This is a genomic window from Luteimonas sp. R10 (assembly GCF_045689605.1).
Taxonomy (GTDB): domain Bacteria; phylum Pseudomonadota; class Gammaproteobacteria; order Xanthomonadales; family Xanthomonadaceae; genus Luteimonas.
Genome location: NZ_CP141262.1, coordinates 246,836 through 264,812, shown reverse-complemented (window position 1 = coordinate 264,812; position 17,977 = coordinate 246,836). Strand labels below are relative to the sequence as shown.

14 protein-coding genes are annotated in these 17,977 nt (G+C 70.4%); 8 read left to right on the top strand and 6 right to left on the bottom strand.

The features are described from left to right. Nucleotides 1-32 precede the first annotated feature (32 nt). Both U3649_RS01085 and U3649_RS01080 read right to left on the bottom strand, forming a co-directional pair. Nucleotides 33-2,675, bottom strand: a complete 2,643-nt coding sequence (locus U3649_RS01085; RefSeq protein ID WP_407353058.1) for a TonB-dependent receptor — start codon at nucleotides 2,673-2,675, stop codon at nucleotides 33-35. Between the two features lie 138 nt (nucleotides 2,676-2,813). Continuing rightward, the gene (locus U3649_RS01080; RefSeq protein ID WP_407353057.1) at nucleotides 2,814-3,806 is read right to left on the bottom strand and encodes a glucokinase family protein; all 993 of its coding nucleotides are present in this window, start codon (nucleotides 3,804-3,806) and stop codon (nucleotides 2,814-2,816) included. 427 nt (nucleotides 3,807-4,233) lie between these two features. Here U3649_RS01080 and U3649_RS01075 point away from each other — a divergent pair, with 427 nt between their 5' ends. The 7 genes from U3649_RS01075 to U3649_RS01045 all read left to right on the top strand — a co-directional run bounded on the left by U3649_RS01075 (nucleotide 4,234) and on the right by U3649_RS01045 (nucleotide 12,156). After that, nucleotides 4,234-5,538, top strand: coding sequence for a sugar MFS transporter (locus U3649_RS01075; RefSeq protein WP_407353056.1), 1,305 nt, complete (start codon nucleotides 4,234-4,236; stop codon nucleotides 5,536-5,538). Between the two features lie 43 nt (nucleotides 5,539-5,581). Beyond that, complete coding sequence (locus U3649_RS01070; protein WP_407353055.1) at nucleotides 5,582-6,643, top strand: LacI family DNA-binding transcriptional regulator; 1,062 nt, start codon at nucleotides 5,582-5,584, stop codon at nucleotides 6,641-6,643. Between the two features lie 56 nt (nucleotides 6,644-6,699). Continuing rightward, nucleotides 6,700-7,722 (top strand): SIS domain-containing protein, encoded by a 1,023-nt coding sequence (locus U3649_RS01065; RefSeq protein ID WP_407354670.1) that lies wholly within the window; start codon nucleotides 6,700-6,702, stop codon nucleotides 7,720-7,722. Continuing rightward, a complete protein-coding gene (gene nagA / locus U3649_RS01060; protein ID WP_407353054.1) occupies nucleotides 7,722-8,870 on the top strand; it encodes an N-acetylglucosamine-6-phosphate deacetylase in 1,149 nt (382 codons plus the stop codon). The genes U3649_RS01065 and nagA overlap by 1 nt, the downstream gene beginning before the upstream one ends. Before the next feature lie 236 nt (nucleotides 8,871-9,106). Further along, nucleotides 9,107-10,183 (top strand): acyltransferase family protein, encoded by a 1,077-nt coding sequence (locus tag U3649_RS01055; protein WP_407354669.1) that lies wholly within the window; start codon nucleotides 9,107-9,109, stop codon nucleotides 10,181-10,183. Nucleotides 10,184-10,309: 126 nt separating this feature from the next. Continuing rightward, entirely contained in the window at nucleotides 10,310-11,329 is a 1,020-nt protein-coding gene (locus U3649_RS01050) for an aminoglycoside phosphotransferase family protein (protein WP_407353053.1), read from the top strand. Further along, nucleotides 11,329-12,156 carry a DUF72 domain-containing protein gene (locus tag U3649_RS01045; protein WP_407353052.1) on the top strand — a complete coding sequence of 276 codons (828 nt, stop codon included), beginning with the start codon at nucleotides 11,329-11,331 and terminating at the stop codon, nucleotides 12,154-12,156. Before U3649_RS01050 ends, U3649_RS01045 begins: the two co-directional genes overlap by 1 nt. Nucleotides 12,157-12,242: 86 nt before the next feature. Here the strand turns inward: U3649_RS01045 and U3649_RS01040 are convergent, their stop codons facing one another. From U3649_RS01040 to bla (U3649_RS01025), 4 genes are all read right to left on the bottom strand, one after another. Then, the gene (locus U3649_RS01040) at nucleotides 12,243-13,853 is read right to left on the bottom strand and encodes a DUF2961 domain-containing protein (protein WP_407353051.1); all 1,611 of its coding nucleotides are present in this window, start codon (nucleotides 13,851-13,853) and stop codon (nucleotides 12,243-12,245) included. After that, nucleotides 13,850-14,914: a hypothetical protein gene (locus tag U3649_RS01035; RefSeq protein ID WP_407353050.1), complete on the bottom strand. Its 1,065-nt coding sequence runs from the start codon at nucleotides 14,912-14,914 to the stop codon at nucleotides 13,850-13,852. The genes U3649_RS01040 and U3649_RS01035 overlap by 4 nt, the downstream gene beginning before the upstream one ends. Before the next feature lie 202 nt (nucleotides 14,915-15,116). Continuing rightward, nucleotides 15,117-16,016 carry a class A beta-lactamase gene (gene bla, locus U3649_RS01030; protein WP_407353049.1) on the bottom strand — a complete coding sequence of 300 codons (900 nt, stop codon included), beginning with the start codon at nucleotides 16,014-16,016 and terminating at the stop codon, nucleotides 15,117-15,119. 99 nt (nucleotides 16,017-16,115) lie between these two features. Next, entirely contained in the window at nucleotides 16,116-16,997 is an 882-nt protein-coding gene (gene bla / locus U3649_RS01025) for a subclass B3 metallo-beta-lactamase (RefSeq protein ID WP_407353048.1), read from the bottom strand. A gap of 116 nt (nucleotides 16,998-17,113) precedes the next feature. On the opposite strand from bla (U3649_RS01025), the gene U3649_RS01020 reads away from it, so the two are divergent. Then, on the top strand, nucleotides 17,114-17,977 hold the full coding sequence (locus U3649_RS01020; protein ID WP_407354668.1) for a LysR substrate-binding domain-containing protein: 864 nt from the start codon (nucleotides 17,114-17,116) through the stop codon (nucleotides 17,975-17,977).

Here is a 17,977-nt window from a genome sequence, read left to right as displayed (position 1 = left end):
GGGCCTGCTGTTCACCACATCATGCCAACGGGTCAGAACTTAAAGTGGACCGTGGCCATGTAGCGGCGGCCGGTGTGGTACTTGCCGACCGGCAGGCTCTTGTCGCCCAGATACTGGAAGTATTCCTCGTCCAGCAGGTTCTGCGCATCGACCGTGAGCGACCAGTTGTCGTTGAAGTTCCATCCGAGGCTGGCGCCGAGTTCCGCGTAATCGTCGACGCTGGCCGGCGCGGCACCCGCCACGTAGCCGCCGGCGAGGTAGTGGTCGCGCCAGTTGTAGGTCAGGCGCGCGCTGATCGGGCCCATCTCGTAATACGGGCTGAAGGCGACACTGTGCCGGGACTGATAGGGCAGCGGATTGCCGGTGTTGTTCTCGCCGTCGGCGTAGGTGTAGCTGGATGTGAGTCCGAAACCGCTGTCGCCGAACGGCTGCTGGTAGTTGAGGTTGAGCCCACGGACCTCGCCTCCGCCGGCGTTGCGCGGTCGCGAGATGCTGTAGTCGCAATAGCCATCGTCGGTACAACCGTTGCTGCCGACTAGGCCTTCCCAGGCGGCGGGATCGTTGTCGCGGATCGAGTTGTACTGGCGCTCGATGGTGGCGCTGGTGTCGACGTAGTTGTCGATGTCCTTGTAGAACACCGAGGCCGCGATCACCGCCTGCTCGGCGAAATACCATTCCGCCGACAGGTTGAAGTTGGTCGACTCGTACGGCGAGAGCTCGGCGTTGCCGCCTGCGCCGGTGAGCGTGGTGTCGTTGAGGAAGGTGTTGTTGACCAGCTGGTTGTACGGCGCCCAGGCGATCACCTTGGCGGCGGCGAAGCGGAACACCCAGTCGTTGCCGGGATCGAATACCAGGTTGACCGACGGCAGCAGGAAGTCCTCCTTGCCGGTCCGGGTCTGCCACTTGCTGTCCAGGTCGTCGAGCGTCGGCGTGCCGCTGTAGACGAAGCCGCTGCCCTCGATCTCCGACTCCACGTAGCGCAGGCCGACGTTGCCGCGTACGGCGCCGGTGGAGAAGTTGGCCTGCACATAGCCGGCGGTGTTGGTCTGTTCCAGCGCCCAGGTGTTGTTGAGGTAGCTGGCAGGATCCGGGCTGTCGTAATCGACAGGGCTGTTGCGGATCCAGTCGATGACGTTGTCGCGGCCGACCTGGAGGTGGTGGCCGTGATCGGGATGGAAGCCACGGATGTCGGTGAGCCCGATCGTGCCGACCTCGTCGAGGAAGCCGGTATTGACGCCGCCGTAGACGTTCAGCGCGAAGTTCTCCTCGTGCCGTGCCCGGCGCGCGCCGAACTGCAGCAGGTTGAAGACACCGTCGAGGCGGACGCTGAAGTCGACTTGGCCGTAGCTGTCCTCGCTGTCGGTGGAGAAGATGCCGTTGTTGCCGAGCCAGCCATTGGATCCCCAGTTGGCCGGATCGCGGGCCGCGTCCGGATCGTCGAACTGGATGCCCTTGTCGATGTCCCAGCTGAAGCCGCCGTTGTAGACCGGCTCGATGAAGTACTGGGCGAGATTGCTGTTGTCGGATTCGCTGCGGCCGATCTGGCCCTTCACGCCCCAGACGTCGCCCTGCCAGGATCCACGCAGGTCCAGCCCCTTGGTGGTGACCTCGGACTCGCGGACATTGTTGTCGTAGATGACGGTCCCGCCTTCGGGATCGGCATGGGCATTGGAATGGCCGCCGGTGACCACGCCGTCCGGTCCCTGGTTCAGTTCGTCCACCGCTGCTTCGGTGCCCTGATTCCAGGTCAGGAAGCTGTACAGCGACTGGTTGTAGTTGTCGAAGTTCTCGCGGATGTACAGGCCCTGCAGATTGAACTCCAGCGCGTCGCTGGGCTTGAGCTGCAGGTTGACCACGGCGCTGTCGCGTTCGCGCTCCTGCTGGAACCAGGCCGCGTTGATCGAGTTCGGCACCATCGCATCCGGGTCCAGGTCCGGCGAAGCGGCGTTGGCGAAGGTCGAAGCCGGCGCATAGCCGAAGATCTCGAGCCCCTGCCGGTCGACTTTCTCTTCGTAATGCTGCGCCGAGACGGCGATGCCGAAGGTCTCGACCGGATTCTTCCAGCTGTACAGCAGCGCGGCGTTCGGAGCGCCGCTGCCGGCCTGGTCGTTGTAGCTGTAGCCCACCGATCCGGCGACCGCGTTGGCCTCCATGTCCAGCGGCTGGCGGGTGTGCATCAGCACCGTACCGCCGAGGCTCCCCTCGGGCAGCCGCGCCTCGGAGGACTTGATCACCTCCAGGCGGCCCAGGATCTGTGGTGCCAGCAGGGTGTAGTCGAAGCCGCGGTTCGGCTGTTCGCCGTACAGCCAGATCGCCTGCGCGACCGGGTGGCCGTCGAGGAAAGTCAGGTTGAGGCTGGGATCGGTACCATCGATGCTCACCCGCTCGCCCTGGCCGAAGCGCCGGTCGAGCGAGACGCCGGGGATCTGCGACATCGCTTCGGCGACATTGGTGTTGGGAAACTTGCCGATGTCCTCGGCGGTGATCGCCTCCGATACGGTGTCGTTGTTGCGCTTGGTGTCGAGCGAGCGCTCCAGGCTGGCGCGGATACCGGTTACGGTAATCGTCTCGAATTCGGTGGCGTCTTCGCGGCTGTCGGCAGGATCCTGCGCCTGTGCATTGAACGCCAGGCAGGTCACGATCGCGGCCGAAAGAACGGATCTGCGGTATGTCATGGTGTCTCTCCCGTCACTGTTTGAGTTGCGGCGCGGGTGCCTTCGCATCCCGCGGCCGTGCCTGTGTGTCTCCGTCCCGCATGGCGCCCGCCGCGGGCGCCATGCCTCGTCCCGTCGTCGACCGCGGGCCCCGCGCCATCACGCCGCCTCGCGCCGGTACAGGTACCAGGTCGCCGCCCCGATCACGCCCAGCTGTCCGTGCTCGACCAACTTCACCGGAATACGTTCGAGCGCCTCGCGCATCGGTCCCTTGTTGAGGAAGCGCTCGACGAAGCTGCTCCGCAGCAGGAATTCGCGGATCTGCGGCAGGATCCCGCCGGCCAGGTAGATGCCGCCGTTGGCGCCGTAGAGCAGCGCCATGTCGCCGACGGTGCTGCCCAGCAGCCCGCAGAACACTTCCAGGCTCTCGCGCGCCAGCGGATCGTCGCCGTCAAGCGCCGCCGCGGTGATCTCGCCCGGCGAGCGGTAGTCGTGCGCCACGCCGCGCAGCGTGGCCAGCGCGGCGTGCAGGTTCATCAGCCCGGGGCCCGAGAGCGCGTGTTCGTTCGGCACGTGGTCGCGTTCGCGCTGCAGTTCGCGCAGCAGCGCCGCCTCCAGAGCGTTGCCGGTGGTCAGCGCGGCCTGGCCGGCCTCGGTGGCGAGCACCACCGGTCCCTTCGCGGTCGGGATCCACACCGCCGCGCCCAGTCCGGTGCCGGGGCCGACGACCAGCGTCGGGCCGTGCGGGGCGGCCTCCGGCCCGGTCAGCTGCAGCACCTGGCTGGCGTCGACGTAGGCGGCGGCGTGGGCCACGGCCTCGAAATCGTTGACCAGGCGGAACTCGCGGAAGCCGAGGCGGTCGCGGATGGCGTTGAGCGAGATCCGCCAAGGCAGGTTGACGGTGATCACCGAGCCGTCCTCGAGCGCGTAGCCGGCGCTGGCGATCGCGCCTTCGTCGACCCGCACGCCGTCCAGGCGGCCGAGGAAATCCTCGATGATGTCGGCCAGGCCCGGCCACTCGGCGCAGACGTACTTGCGGTACTGCAGCACCGCGACCGGATGCGCCGGATCGCCGTTGCGCCGCACCAGGCCGATGCGGACGTGGGTGCCGCCGACGTCCGCGGCGATGAACGGCTTCGCGCTGCCGGTCATGGCGTCGATCCGCGATGGGCTTGCGATGGCGGCCACGTGTGTCCCGTTGCTGGAGGGTGCGGGAGATCCGGCGAGATTCGGACCGGAAACCGTGGTCGAGTTTGAAAATAGTTTGACAACGATGTCAACGGGTCACGTAAGATTTGTGGCAGTTTCATGTTCAATGGCATCATTTGTGCTGTGTTTGGAGTGATTTTGCCTTGTTAGTGGGCATATGTAGCGTTAATAAGTGCTATCAGCGGCAGGACAAGTTCGGTCAAGGCAAGACAATTGCTGCAGGACAGCAGTAAACGGTAGCGGATCGCGGACGCAAAACGTGGTAAATCCGGGTCATGTATGACAACGTTGGACTCGAATGGCCCGGCAAGACACGCGTGGCCGGCAAGCTCCGGCGCAGGCCGGAAACCATCACACGGGAGACGCCAGGATGTCCGCTGTCGCGACCATGAGCGCACGCTCGCACCTCTCCATGGCCATCGCGATCATGGGGCTGCTGTACTTCATCATCGGTTTCTTCACCTGGATCAACGGCCCGCTGATCACCTTCGTGCAGCTGGCCTTCGAATTGGACGAGGTGAACGCCTTCCTGGTGCTGATGGTGTTCTATCTCTCGTACTTCTTCCTCGCCCTGCCCGCGGCCTGGGTGCTGAAGTGGACCGGGATGAAGAAGGGCCTGGCGCTGAGCCTGGCGGTGATGGCGGTGGGGGCGATGCTGTTCGGCGAGTTCTCCACCCAGCGCTGGTATCCGGGCGCGCTGTCGGGGCTGTTCGTGATCGGCGGCGGCCTGGCGCTGCTGCAGACCGCGGTCAATCCCTACGTCAGCATCCTCGGGCCGATCGACAGCGCCGCGCAGCGGATCGCGCTGATGGGGATCTGCAACAAGACCGCCGGCATCCTCGCGCCGCTGCTGCTGGGCACGCTGGTGCTGCACGGCATCGGCGACCTGGCGACCCAGGTCGAGGCCGCCGACCTCGCCACCCGTGCGCAGCTGCTCGACACCTTCGCCGCCAAGATCCACGCCCCCTACCTGGCGATGGCCGGGCTGCTGATGCTGGTCGCCGCCGGCGTGCTGTTCTCGCCGCTGCCGGAACTCAAGCCGGCCGAGGCCAATGCCGAGAGCGGCGCCGAAACCGGCGCCGACGGCGACGCGCCGCGCACGCGCCGCAGCATCTTCCAGTTCCCGCACCTGTGGCTGGGGGTACTGTGCCTGTTCACCTACGTCGGCGCCGAGGTCATGGCCGGCGATGCCATCGGCACCTACGGGCAGGCGCTGGACCTGCCGCTGGACCGGACCAAGTTCTTCACCTCGTTCACCCTGTTCGCGATGCTGCTCGGCTACCTGGCGGGGCTGGTGCTGATCCCGCGTTTCATCTCGCAGGAGCGCTACCTCAGCGTATCGGCGGTGCTGGGCATCGCGTTCACCACCGGCGCGTTCTTCACCGGCGGCTACCTGTCGGTGGGTTTCGTCGCCGCGCTCGGTTTCGCCAACGCGATGATGTGGCCGGCGATCTTCCCCATGGCGATCCGCGGCCTGGGACGGTCGACCGAGACCGGCTCGGCGCTGCTGGTGATGGGCATCGCCGGCGGCGCGATCATTCCGCAGGCGTTCGCGGTGTTCAAGCAGCACTTCGATTTCCAGTTGGTGTTCCTGCTGCTGATGCTGCCGTGCTACCTGTACATCCTGTTCTATGCGCGCAGCGGCCACCGCGTCGGCATGGGCGGCAGGCGTTGACCCGCGGCATCATGGGCCGCTCCACGGCGAGGTAGACGAACCAGTGCGCAGACCGACCATCCGGGACGTCGCCGAACGGGCGAAGGTATCGCTGAAGACCGTTTCGCGCGTGATCAACAACGAGCCGTCGGTGATGCAGGCCACGCGCACGCGGGTGCTGCACGCGATCGCCGAGCTCGACTACGAGCCGGATCCGTCCGCGCGCAACCTGCGCAGCGCGACCGCGTTCGTGATCGGCGTGGCCTACGACAACCCCAACCCGTACTACATCATCAGCGTGCAGAACGGGGTGCTGGCGGCCTGCCGCGAAACCGGCTTCGACCTGCAGATCCATCCCTGCGACGCCAGCTCGCCGCTGCTGGTGGACGAGCTGTGCGACTGGATGCGGCGCTCGCGCCTGGCGGGACTGGTCCTGGCGCCGCCGATGTCCGAGCGCATGGAGCTGCTGGAGGCGCTGGCCGAGCGCGGCGTGAAACTGGTGCGGATCATCGCCGCGGCCGAGGATCCGCAGGACGGCCACCCCTGTGTCTTCGTCGACGACCGCGATGCCGCCTACGAGGTCACCGAGCACCTGATCCAGCTCGGCCACCAGCGCATCGGCTTCCTGTGGGGCGGGCAGGAGCACCGTTCGAGCTCCGAGCGCTACCTCGGCTACGAACAGGCGTTGAAGGACTACGGCGTCACCCTCGACAAGCACCTGGTGATCCCGGGCGACTACACCTTCGACGACGGCTTCCGCGGGGCGCGCCGGCTGCTGGCGCTGCGCGATCCGCCGACCGCGATCTTCGGCTCCAACGACGAGATCGCCGCCGGCGTGCTGGCCGCGGCCAAGTCGGCCGGCATGAACGTGCCGTACGACCTGTCGATCGCCGGCTTCGAGGACAGCCCGTTCTCCAAGCAGTCGTGGCCGCCGCTGACCACCGCCAAGCAGGCGACCGAGGACATCGCCCGCCACGCGGCGCGATTGCTGATCACGCGGCTGCGCCAGAGCCCTGACGCGGACGGCGCGGCGCCCGTGCACAACCACGGCTTCGTGCCGCAGCTGGTGGTGCGCGGTTCCACCGCGCCGATGCGCCCGCGCGCGCCCGCAGCCGCGGAGGAATGAACATGCACAGACCGGCCGCCTCCGGCGCGGAGACGACGCACGATGGGACCAGCTGGATGTTCCGCGAGGCCGCGCAGGCGGCGGACGTGGTCGCCCGCCAGTTCGAGCGCAACGCCGCGGTGGTGGCGGACCTCGCGCGCGAACTGCGGCGCGACCCGCCGCCGTTCGTGGTCACCTGCGCGCGCGGCAGTTCCGACCACGCCGCCACCTACGGCAAGTACCTGTTCGAGACCCAGCTCGGGCGGGTGACCGCCTCGGCGTCGCCGTCGGTCGGTTCGGTGTACGCCGCCAGCCAGCAGTTGCAGGGCGCGCTGTACGTGGTGATCTCGCAGTCAGGCAAGAGCCCCGACCTGCTGCGCAACGCCGAGGACGCGCGCCGTTCCGGCGCCCGCGTGGTGGCGCTGGTGAACGCCGAGGACTCGCCGCTGGCCGCGCTTGCCGACACCGTGATCCCGCTGCACGCCGGCAGCGAGCGCAGCGTCGCCGCGACCAAGAGCTACCTGGCGTCGCTGGCGGCGTTGCTGCAGCTGGCCGCCTGCTGGAAGGGCGACGCCGCGCTGCTCGACGCGCTGCCGCGCACCCCGGATGCCATGCGCGACGCATGGGGCCAGGACTGGTCACCGCTGGTCGACGGCCTGGTGCGGACGCACAACCTGTTCGTGCTGGGGCGCGGGCTCGGGCTGGGCGCCGCGCAGGAGGCGGCGCTCAAGTTCAAGGAGACCTGCGGCCTGCACGCCGAGGCCTACAGTTCGGCCGAGGTGAAGCACGGCCCGATGGCGCTGGTCGGCCCCGGCTTTCCGGTGCTGGTGCTGGCGCAGAACGACGAAACCGAGAGCGGCACCCTGGCGCTGGCGCACGAGTTCCGCGTGCGCGGGGCGTCGATGTGGACCGCTTCGCGGCACGGTGATCCGGGATCGAGCCCCGGACAGGCGTTGCCGGTGGCGGAGGCGCCGCACCCGGTCGTCGCGCCGCTGCTGACGGTGCAGAGCTTCTACCGCGCGGTCGAGGCGCTGGCGCGCGCGCGCGGGTTCGACCCGGACGCGCCGCCGCATCTCAACAAGGTGACGGAGACGGTGTGATGGCGACGCTGCTGGTCAACGGCCGCGTGCTGACCGACGACGGCTTTCGCGACGACCTGGCCGTGCTGGTCGGCGACGACGGCCGCATCGCGGCATTGCCGGCGGCCGGCGATGCGCGGCGGCAGGACGTCCGCGCGTTCGACCTGCAGGGCGGATCGCTGCTGCCGGGCTTCATCGACCTGCAGGTCAACGGCGGCGGCGGCGTGCTGTTCAACAATGCGCCGACGGTGGACACCGTGCGCGCGATCGCGCGAGCGCACCGGCGGTTCGGCACCACCGCGTTGCTGCCGACGCTGATCAGCGACGAGGTGGAGGTGATGCGCGCCGCGATCGCGGCGGTGCGCGAGGCGATCGCGCAAGGCGCACCCGGCGTGCTCGGCATCCACCTGGAGGGGCCGTACCTGGCGCCGGCGCGCAAGGGCACGCACGACGCCGGCAAGTTCCGCGTGCCGGACGCCGGCGAGATCGCGCTCGCCACCTCGCTCGACAACGGCCCCACGCTGGTCACGCTGGCGCCGGAGCGGGTGCCGGCCGAGGCCATCCGTGCGCTGGTCGAGCGCGGCGCCATCGTCTTCGCCGGCCACACCGCGGGCACCTACGAGGAGATCCGCGCCGGCCTGGACGCCGGGGTGCGCGGCTTCACCCATCTCTACAACGCGATGAGCCCGCTGCAGGGGCGCGAGCCCGGCGCGGTCGGCGCCGCGCTGGAGGACCGCGACAGCTGGTGCGGGATCATCCTCGACGGCGTGCACGCGCACCCGGCCAGCCTGCGGCTGGCGGTCGCCGCCAAGCCGCGCGGCAAGGTGTTCCTGGTGACCGACGCGATGCCCCCGGTGGGATCGGACGATCCGGACTACGTGCTCTATGGCGAGCGCATCACCGCGGTCGACGGGGTTTGCCGCAACGCCGCCGGCGTGCTGGCCGGTTCCGCGCTCGACATGGCCACGGCGGTGCGCAACGCGGTGCGGCTGCTCGGCCTGCCGCTGGACGAGGCCGCGCGCATGGCCTCGGCCTATCCCGCGCAGTGCCTGGGCCTGGGCGACAACCACGGCCGCATCGCGCCGGGCTGCCGCGCCGACCTGGTCCTGCTCGATGCGGAGCTGCAGGTGGCGCGCACCTGGATCGGCGGCGAGCCGGATGCGCCATGAGCCCGAGCCTGCAGCTTTCCCCCCTTTGAAAAAGGGGGGCAGGGGGGATTTGCTTTTGCTTCACGAAGAGCAAATCCCCCTGTGTCCCCCTTTTTCAAAGGGGGAGGAACTGGCTTCGGACAACCTGGGAGCGGCTTTCCCGGTGCGGCCGGGTTGCTGTGGCAGCGCCCCTTCTGGCCGTTCCCGTGGCTAGAGGCTTTCCGGTGCGGGAAATGCAGGCCGCGCAGCCGGCGAGCATGCCGCGGCGGCCATTGCCGCGCTTCGCCTCCGTCGACGCCCTGCGCGGACTCGCCGTGGCCGCGATGCTGCTGGTCAACACGCCCGGCGACTGGGGGCACGTCTACGCGCCGCTGCTGCATGCGCCGTGGCATGGCTGCACGCCGACCGACCTGATCTTCCCGTTCTTCCTGTTCGTGGTCGGGGTTTCGATCGCGCTCGGCCTGGCGCCGCGCGTCGAGGCCGGCGCCGATCGCGCCGGACTGCAGCGCGCGGTGCTGGCGCGTGCGCTGCGGATCGTCGCGCTCGGGCTGACGCTGCACCTGCTGGCGTGGTGGGCGCTCGATGCCGAACATTACCGGCCCTGGGGCGTGCTGCAGCGGATCGGCCTGTGCTTCCTGGTGGTCGGGTCGCTCGCCCTGCACGCGCAGGCGCGCACGCAGTGGGCGATCCTCGGCGGGCTGCTGCTCGGCTATTGGGCATTGCTGGCGGCGGGCGGCAGCCAGTCGCCGTCGCACAATCTCGCCAGCCGCATCGATACCGCGCTGTTCGGCCCGTTGCTGTACCAGTTCGACCCGGCCAGCGGGCGCGGCCACGATCCCGAGGGCCTCGTCAGCACGCTCGGGGCCGTCGCCACCACGCTGCTCGGCTTGCGCGCCGGCGCCTGGCTGCGCGGCGGCCGCCGCGATCGCCTGTGGCAGGCCGGCGTGGCGGCGCTCGCGCTGGGCGCCGGATGGGCGCCGTTGCTGCCGCTGAACAAGAACCTGTGGACGCCGTCGTACGTGCTCTGGAGCGGCGGCTGGGCGCTGCTGGCACTGGCGGCGATGCATGCGCTGGTCGATCGTCGCGGCTGGCCGGCGATCGGGCGCCGCTTCGGCGTCAACGCGATCGCCGCCTACGCCGGGTCCGCCGCCATGGTGTACCTGCTGGTCGCGGCCGGCTGGTGGGATGCGGTCTACCGGATCGGTTTCGCCGGCTGGATGACGCCGCGGTTCGGGCCTTACGTGCCGTCGCTGGCCTTCGCGCTCGCCTTCGTCGGGGCCTGGTGGCTGCTGGTGTTCGCGATGGACCGCCGCGGCTGGTACCTGAAGATCTGAATCGCTGCTGCGATGCGGTGCGGTACGGCCTTGCCCGGGCCGTGGTTCCCGCTTCCTCTCCTCCGCTGCCGAGGGTGGGGAGCGATAGGCTAATCTGCCCACGATCAGCTGCCTTCCCGCATCGCCATGAACGCCATCCAGATCGCCGCGCTCGTCCCCGAGGCCGGCCGCGCCGCCGCCCGCCTGGCCTGGGCCCGCGCCGTCACCGGCGATCCCGCGCTCGAACTCGAACGCGCCTCGGTCGACGCCGGATTCCGCAGCTACTGGCGCGCCGCCAGCGCCGGTGGCAGCCGAATCGTCATGGATTCGCCGCCGGCCCTCGAGGACGTGCGCCCCTGGCTGCGCATCCGCGGGTTGCTGCTGGACGCCGGCGTGCGCGTGCCGCAGGTCCTGGCGCAGGATCTCGATGCCGGTTTCCTGCTGCTGGAGGACCTGGGGCGCGACACCTGCCTGCAGGTCGTCGACGACGACAATGCCGACGCCCTGTTCGACGCCGCGTTCGAGCAACTGCTGATCCTGCAGGCGATCGCCTGTCCGCCGGACCTGCCGCGCTACGACCGCGCGATGCTGCAGCAGGAACTCGACCTGCTGGAGCCCTGGTTGCTCGTCCGCCATCTCGGCGCCGCGCTCGACGACGGCGACCGCGCCGGCCTGCGCCGGGTGCACGAGACGCTGGTGGGCAACCTGCTCGCGCAGCCGCAGGTCTTCGTGCACCGCGATTTCATGCCGCGCAACCTGATGCCGGTCGCCGGCGGCCTGGCGGTGATCGACTTCCAGGGCGCGGTCCGCGGTCCGATCGGCTACGACCCGGTCAGCCTGTTCCGCGACGCGTTCCACAGCTGGCCGCCGCAGCGCGTCGACGCCTGGCTCCAGCGCTACCACGCCCGCGCCGGCGCGGCCGGGCTGCCGGTGCCCGGGTACGACGACTTCCGCCGCGATGCCGACTTCGCAGGGGTGCAGCGCCACCTCAAGATCCTCGGCCTGTTCGCGCGCCTGCATCACCGCGACGGCAAGCCGAAGTACCTGGCCGACGCGCCGCGCTTCGTCGCCTACCTGGACGAAGTGCTGCCGAGGTATCCGGAGCTGTCGCCGCTGCGGTCGATCCTGGACCGGCACGTGCGCCCGGCGCTGCAAGGTACGCGCTGATGGCGACAACGGATCTGTTTTCCGACGTGCCGGTGCCGAAGCACGGCATCCGCACCGGCATCGGCGGCTGGACCTTCGCGCCCTGGCGCGACAACTTCTATCCTGCCGGGCTGGCGCAGAAGCGCGAGCTCGAATACGCCAGCCGCCGCCTTGCGGCGATCGAGATCAACGGCACCTGGTACGGCGCGCAGAAGCCGGCCACGTACGCGCGCTGGCGTTCCGAGACCCCCGGCGGTTTCGTGTTCTCGCTCAAGGCGCCGCGCTACTGCACCGAGGCGAAGCGGCTCGCGGGTGCCGGCAGGACCATCGAAGGCTTCGTGTCCGGCGGCCTGTCCGAGCTCGGCGACCGCCTCGGTCCGATCCTGTGGCAGTTCGATCCGCGCCGCGCCTTCGAGCACGACGACTTCGCCGCCTTCCTCGACCTGCTGCCACGCGAGCTCGACGGCATGCCGCTGCGGCACGTGCTGGAGGTGCGCCACGCGAGTTTCGCGTGCGCGGCGTATCTCGCGCTGGCCCGCGCCCATGGCCTGCCGACGGTGTTCACCGACTCGCCGGATTACCCTTCCTTCGCCGATCTCACCGGCGATTTCGCCTACGCGCGGCTGATGCGCAGCCGCGAGGGTCTCGCCAGCGGTTATCCCGACGACGAGCTCGATGCGTGGGCGCGACGCGCCCGCAGCTGGGCGGCCGGCGAGGCGCCGGAGGACCTGCCGGCCGTGGAAGCGAACCGCGCGCCGGTGCGGCCGCGCGAGGTCTTCGTCTACTTCATCGGCGCCGCCAAGGCGCGCAATCCGGCCGCCGCGATGGCGCTGCAGGCGCGGCTGTAGAGCCGAGCTTGCTCGACTGCGCGGGCACCGGAGCCGGGAGCAGCGGAGCGAGCTCCGCTCTACGGCGGAGCGGCATCGCGGGCGGCTCAGCGGATGAGGATCTCGTCGGCGAGCAGCCACGCCGGTTGCGCCGCATGGTCGCCAGCGTTGCGGGCGGCGATCTTGACGTAGCGGATCTCGCGATGCGGCAGCGTCGCGCGGAAGGTGCGGATCCGGCCCGCCTCCGGCTCCCCCGCGAGGGCGACGGATTCGTACGCCTTCCCGTCGGCCGAGACCAGGATGTCCACCGCGGCCGGATGCAGGATGCGCTGGTCGCGCCGCTCCAGGAAACGGACCGCGATCTCCTGCACCGCCCGGGTCGCCTGCAGGTCGACGACGGCGACCAGGTCGTCGCCCTCGACTCCCAGCCAGCGGCCGTCGCCGGGATCCCCGGAGCCGGTCTCGCCATCGAGCAGCGCGCGCGGATCGGTGCCGTAGCGGTCGCCCGGCGGATGCTCGAGGCGGATCTCGCCGAGCTTGCCCAGGTGGTTGAGCGGCGCGGTCCAGTCGATCAGCAGGTCCTCGCGATCCGGCAGCGGCGGGAACGGCCGGTGCGGTTCGGCCTGGTACCAGTAGGCGACCGCCGCCAGGTCGTCCTGCAGCGGCAGGTAGGGGCCGTCGCCGCGCCAGCCCAGGCTCTGGATGGTCACCTTGAGATCGCGCTCGAAGCGGATCGGGTCCGGGATGTGCCAGCGGTACTGGCCGAACCGGCGCTGGTCGACGTCCGAGTCCGGATCCTCGATCTGGTGATAGCCGGCGTACAGCGTGGTGTAGTCGGTGGCGCGGTTCTCGCCGTCGGGATGGCGCGAGAGATAGGCGTAGGAGCCGAGGAAGTAGTCCTCCTCGCCGGTGCCGGCGATGGTCGGGAACGCGTCGTCGCCGTCGATGTAGAACTTCACCTCGCCCTCGCCCCACCAGCCGGGGCTGTTGGCGCCATGGGCGAGATAGGTGCCGACGTAGTGGCCCCTGCCGCGGATGCCGTCGACGATGGTGAACACCTCCTTGTACGGCAGCGGGTTCACCCGGCGGAACTGGGCATGGAAGTAGGCGGCGTCCCCGGGGACCGCGGTCAGGGCGTAGTCGATCTGGTAGTACACCTGGATCCGCTCCGGGGCGGTGTTGGTCAGGGTCAGCTCGGCACGCTCGCGGAACGGCATCGGCCAGAAGCTGTTGAAGCCGCTGCCCGGGTTGACCGAGACCGGCAGCGAGTCGATGTGGGCGTAGCGGCCCCAGCCCTGGGCGAAGAAGTCGCCGACCGGCACCTCCACCGAGGGCGCGTCCTCGCCGTCCCAGCGCATCCGCAGGATCGACTGGCGCCAGTCGCCGGTCACCGTCATCCAGATGTGCTGGATCACGCCGGGGCCGTCGATCGTGCCCAGCACGACGGTTTCGCCGGGTTCGATCATCACGTAGGGATTGACCTTCCAGCCCAGGCCGAGCTCGCGCGCGGCCTCCCTGGCGCTGCCCTCGGCCAGCGGCGTCATGCCGCCGCGGCCCTTCTCGCCGGTGCGGTTCTCCGGCGAGATCGAGCGGGTCCTGGCGTCCGACAGGCGCATCAGGTCGCCGAGCGATCCGCCGATCCCGCCGAACGGGGTTGCCTGGGTGGGGGGCGAGGACATCATCATCAGGCCAGCAAGCACTGCCGCGATGCGTTTCACGGTGCGATCAACTCCTCCGGAGTCTTCCGGGTGATGCCGAAATGGAAGGTCTGCCCGGGCCGGTAGTCCTGGCGCAGTTCGAAGTTCTCGAACGCGACGCCGCCGGGGATGTCGACGTAGTCGGCGGGGTCCCGGCTGCCGGTCGCCCAGTACTTGGCGCGGCCGTTGACGCGGACCTGCAGCGAGGCATCGGCATCGCCGGCCGGCTTGCGCCAGTACTGCGCGACCTTGAAGAAGGGGCGCCAGCGCCAGCCCCAGCGCTGCCGGTAAGGCGCGGTTTGCGGCCAGGACGCGAGCGCCTCGAACGGCTCGTCGCCGGCGATCGCGGCGATGAGGTCGCCGTCGGGCGTGCGCTGCATCGCGTCCGCCGGGTAGGGATCCTTCTCGACGAAGCCGATGCCGTCGAAGCCGGCGTACAGCTCGCGCGCATCGATCACGCCGTCGCGCAGGTGCAGCAGGCGTGCGCGGGCGTAGTTGCCCATCGTCGCGGTGAGCGTGCAGCGCTGCATGGGCGCGCTGCCGTCGTGATCGAAGACCTGGAATCCGATCTCGTCCGGGCGGTCGCTGCGGATGCTCAGCCGCAGGTACGGATGGGCGCCGTTGGCGAACGGCTCCATGAAGACGTACAGCGACAGTTCCTCGACCGCCGGATCGGACGGGTCGGGATGGGTGACGGTGCCGCGGGTGATCGCATGCGGCGCGTAGGCACCGGGCTCGGGCGCGTCGCCGGCCCACATCAGCTTGCCCCATTGGCCGTCCACCCGCGACGGCGAGATCTCGCTGAACTCCATCTTGCCGTCGACCACCGGCTCGACCGCGACGAAGTTGATCAGGTAGACCATGCCCGCCTGCTCGCGGCCGATCCGGATGAGTCCGCGTGGTCGCGGACGCGTGCGCGGCCAGCCGGTCTCGAGGTCGTCGGGCCACAGGCTGAACACGATGCCGCCGCGGATGCCCCAGACCGGCGGCGCGTGCACATCGGCGGGCCGGATCCAGCGCTCCTGCGCCGCCGCCGGCGCCGCCCGCGGCACGAGCGGCAGCGCCCACAGCGCCAGCAGCATGGCCAGCAGACCGAACCCCCTCGATGCCGGTGCGGACCGACGTCCCGTCATCGCCAGCGACCCGTCGATTGCCTCCGCGACATCCTAGCCGTTGCGTGAAAACGTTTCCAACCAGCCCGGAATCCGGCTCGCCTGCGCATCCGCAGCCGCGCGGGACCAAAGGGCGCGTTGCGGGACGCGCCGGCGTCGCCCGCGCCGACCGTCAGGCGGTTGCCGCCGCCACCGCGCGCGCGACCGCCGCATGCACGGCATTCATCGCATCGATGTCCGGCGCGGCCTCGGTGAGATAGCAGGCGATCAGCAGCGACCGGCGCCCGGGCGGCCAGACGATGGCGATGTCGTTGGCGCTGCCCTGGTCGGCGGCATTGATGCTGGTGCCGGTCTTGTCGCCCACGCGCCAGCCGTTCGGCAAACCGGCGCGCAGGCGGGCGTCGCCGGTGCGGTTGTCGACCAGCCAGCCGGCCAGCAGCGCGCGCGAGGCGGCGTGCAGCACGTCGCCCAGCAGCAGGCGCTGCAGGTGACGCGCCATCGCCGCGGGCGTGGTGGTGTCGCGCGGGTCGCCGGGGATGGCGCTGTTGAGCTCCGGTTCCCAACGGTCCAGCCGGGTGTGCGGATCGCCGAGATCGCGCGCGAACCGGGTCAGCCCGGCCGGCCCGCCGAGGGTCCGCAACAGCAGGTTGGCGGCGGCGTTGTCGCTCCAGATCATGGTCGCCCGGCACAGGTCGCCCACGCGCATGCCGTCCGCGCCGACGTGCTTTTCGGTCAGCGGCGAATGCGGCACCAGGTCGGATTCGGCGATGGGCACACTGCGGTCCAGGCGTTCGCGGCCGCGGTCGACCCGTTGCAGCACGGCGGCCGCCAGCAGGAACTTGAACGTGCTGCACATCGGGAAGCGCTCGTCCGCATGCAGGCCGGCCTGCCGCCCGGAGCCGCCGTCGAGGACCGCGACGCCCAGCCGGCCGCCGCTGTCGCGCGCCAGTTCGGCCAGGGTCGGCGCCAGCCCGGGAAGCCCGGGCGCGTCCATGGCCGCCGCCGTCTTGCCCAGGCCGGCGAGCGCGATGGCGGCGCCGGTGGCGCGCAGGAATCCGCGTCTGTCGATCATGTCGGTTTCTCGTGTGGTGATGGGTTCGGACGACTTTGGTGACGGCGCTGGGGATCCGTATTGCCCATGCCGACGACGATCCGCGTGTCGCGATGCGCTTCAGCGCCCCGGCTTGCCGCGCTCGGCGGCCAGCTGCGCGTCCAGCCGGGCCTCGGCCGCGTCGGCGTACGCGCGGCAGTCGACCGGTTCGGGTTGCGTCGCCGCGTCGGCGAAGCGCCAGCCGCTGGCATCGGGATGCGGCGTCAGCAGCAGGTCGCAGGGCAGGGCGCGCAGCGCGGTGAACGTGGCGCGGTAGTCGTCGACGATGCGCGGGTAGCGCGGATTGTCCAGCAGGCGGTAGTCGGGCGCGCTGAGGCTGTCGGCGTAGACGATGCGCAGCGTGCGGCCGTCGCGGCGGTCGTCCCAGGTCCAGCTCATGCTGCCGGGCGTGTGCCCCGGCGTGAAATGCACGCGCAGCCGCAGGTCGCCGAGGATCACGGTTTCGCCGTCCTGCAGCAGCCGGTCGACGTGGACGGGCGGATACAGCAGGCCGTCGCCGAAATGGATGTCGTCGGCGCCGCCCTGCGCCAGCAGCCGGGCGGACTCGGCATTGCTCAGCACGCGCGCGCCGGTCGCGCGCCGGAGCGCGGCGAGCGGCCCGACGTGGTCGACGTGCGCGTGGCTGTGCAGGATCAGCTCGAGGTCCGACGGCGCCAGGCCCAGCGCCTGCAGGTTGGCGAGCAGGTGGTCGGCGGCCTGCGGCATGCCGCCGTCGATGAGGATGGCGCCCTCGCTGCCTGTCAGCAGGATCGCGCTCAGGCCGGCGGTGCCGATCTGCCAGGTGTGCTCGGCGATGCGCAGCGGCGCGACCGGTTGGCGCCAGGCGGCGGGCACCTCGTAGGCCCGCAGTTGCGGCAGTGGTACGGCCTCCTGTGCGTGCGCCGTGCCGGCGGTCGCGCAGATCGCGACGGCCGCGGCGGCGATTCTGGACTCGATTCCCATCGTTTCGCTCCGGTCTCGATCCTGGCAGCGTGCCAGGTGCAGGGATTCTCGAAAGCTTGACCGCGGGCGACAAGCGACGTTATCTCATCGGAGTCATGAACCGGATTGATGGCTCCATGGACCGCCCGACCCTGCCGCTCAACGGACTGCGCGCCTTCGAGGCGGCCGCGCGCCACCTCAACTTCACCCGCGCGGCGCTGGAGCTGTGCGTCACCCAGGCCGCGCTCAGCCACCGGATCAAGGGGCTGGAGGCGCGGCTGGGCTTCGCCCTGTTCCGGCGGCTGCCGCGCGGGGTGGCGCTGACCGACGAGGGCGCGGCGCTGTTCCCGGTGATCAACGACGCCTTCGACCGGATCGGCGCCGTGCTCGGCCGTTTCGAGGGCGGGCGCCCGCGCGAGGCGCTCACCGTCAGCGCGGTGGCCACCTTCGCCACTGGCTGGCTGCTGCCGCGGCTGGACGGCTTCGCGGTGGCGCACCCGGACGTGGACCTGCGCCTGCTCACCCACAACAACCGCATCGACCAGGCCGGCGAGGGGCTGGACCTGGCGATCCGCTTCGGCGACGGCGCCTGGCAGGGACTCGATGCGGTGCGCATCTGCGATGCGCCCCTGGTGCCGATGTGCGCGCCCGCGCTGGCGCGGCGGGTCGAACGTCCGCGCGACCTCGCCGGGGTGCCGCTGCTGCGGTCCTACCGCCCGGACGAGTGGCCACGCTGGTTCGCGGCCGCGCGGCTGCCGGCGCCGCCGGCGCGCGGCCCGGTCTTCGACTCCTCGCTGGCCATCGCCAGCGCCGCCGCCTCCGGCGCCGGCGTGGCGCTGCTGCCGCTGCCCATGTTCGGCCAGGACCTCGCCGCCGAGCGCCTGGTGCGGTTGTTCGACGTCGCCGTGGACGCCGGCGCCTACTGGCTCACCCGGCTGCGTTCGCGCGCCGAGACGGCGGCGATGCGGGCGTTCCGGGAATGGATGGCGGCAGCCGCCTGA

Coding starts and splice junctions, on each gene's coding strand:
- bla (WP_407353048.1), bottom strand. CDS start 16,997: ATGGGAATCGAGTCCAGAATCGCCGCCGCGGCCGTCGCGATCTGCGCG.
- U3649_RS01085 (WP_407353058.1), bottom strand. CDS start 2,675: ATGACATACCGCAGATCCGTTCTTTCGGCCGCGATCGTGACCTGCCTG.
- U3649_RS01065 (WP_407354670.1), top strand. CDS start 6,700: ATGTTCCGCGAGGCCGCGCAGGCGGCGGACGTGGTCGCCCGCCAGTTC.
- bla (WP_407353049.1), bottom strand. CDS start 16,016: ATGATCGACAGACGCGGATTCCTGCGCGCCACCGGCGCCGCCATCGCG.
- U3649_RS01075 (WP_407353056.1), top strand. CDS start 4,234: ATGTCCGCTGTCGCGACCATGAGCGCACGCTCGCACCTCTCCATGGCC.
- U3649_RS01055 (WP_407354669.1), top strand. CDS start 9,107: ATGCCGCGGCGGCCATTGCCGCGCTTCGCCTCCGTCGACGCCCTGCGC.
- U3649_RS01020 (WP_407354668.1), top strand. CDS start 17,114: ATGGACCGCCCGACCCTGCCGCTCAACGGACTGCGCGCCTTCGAGGCG.
- U3649_RS01035 (WP_407353050.1), bottom strand. CDS start 14,914: ATGCTGCTGGCGCTGTGGGCGCTGCCGCTCGTGCCGCGGGCGGCGCCG.
- U3649_RS01080 (WP_407353057.1), bottom strand. CDS start 3,806: ATGACCGGCAGCGCGAAGCCGTTCATCGCCGCGGACGTCGGCGGCACC.
- U3649_RS01050 (WP_407353053.1), top strand. CDS start 10,310: ATGAACGCCATCCAGATCGCCGCGCTCGTCCCCGAGGCCGGCCGCGCC.
- nagA (WP_407353054.1), top strand. CDS start 7,722: ATGGCGACGCTGCTGGTCAACGGCCGCGTGCTGACCGACGACGGCTTT.
- U3649_RS01045 (WP_407353052.1), top strand. CDS start 11,329: ATGGCGACAACGGATCTGTTTTCCGACGTGCCGGTGCCGAAGCACGGC.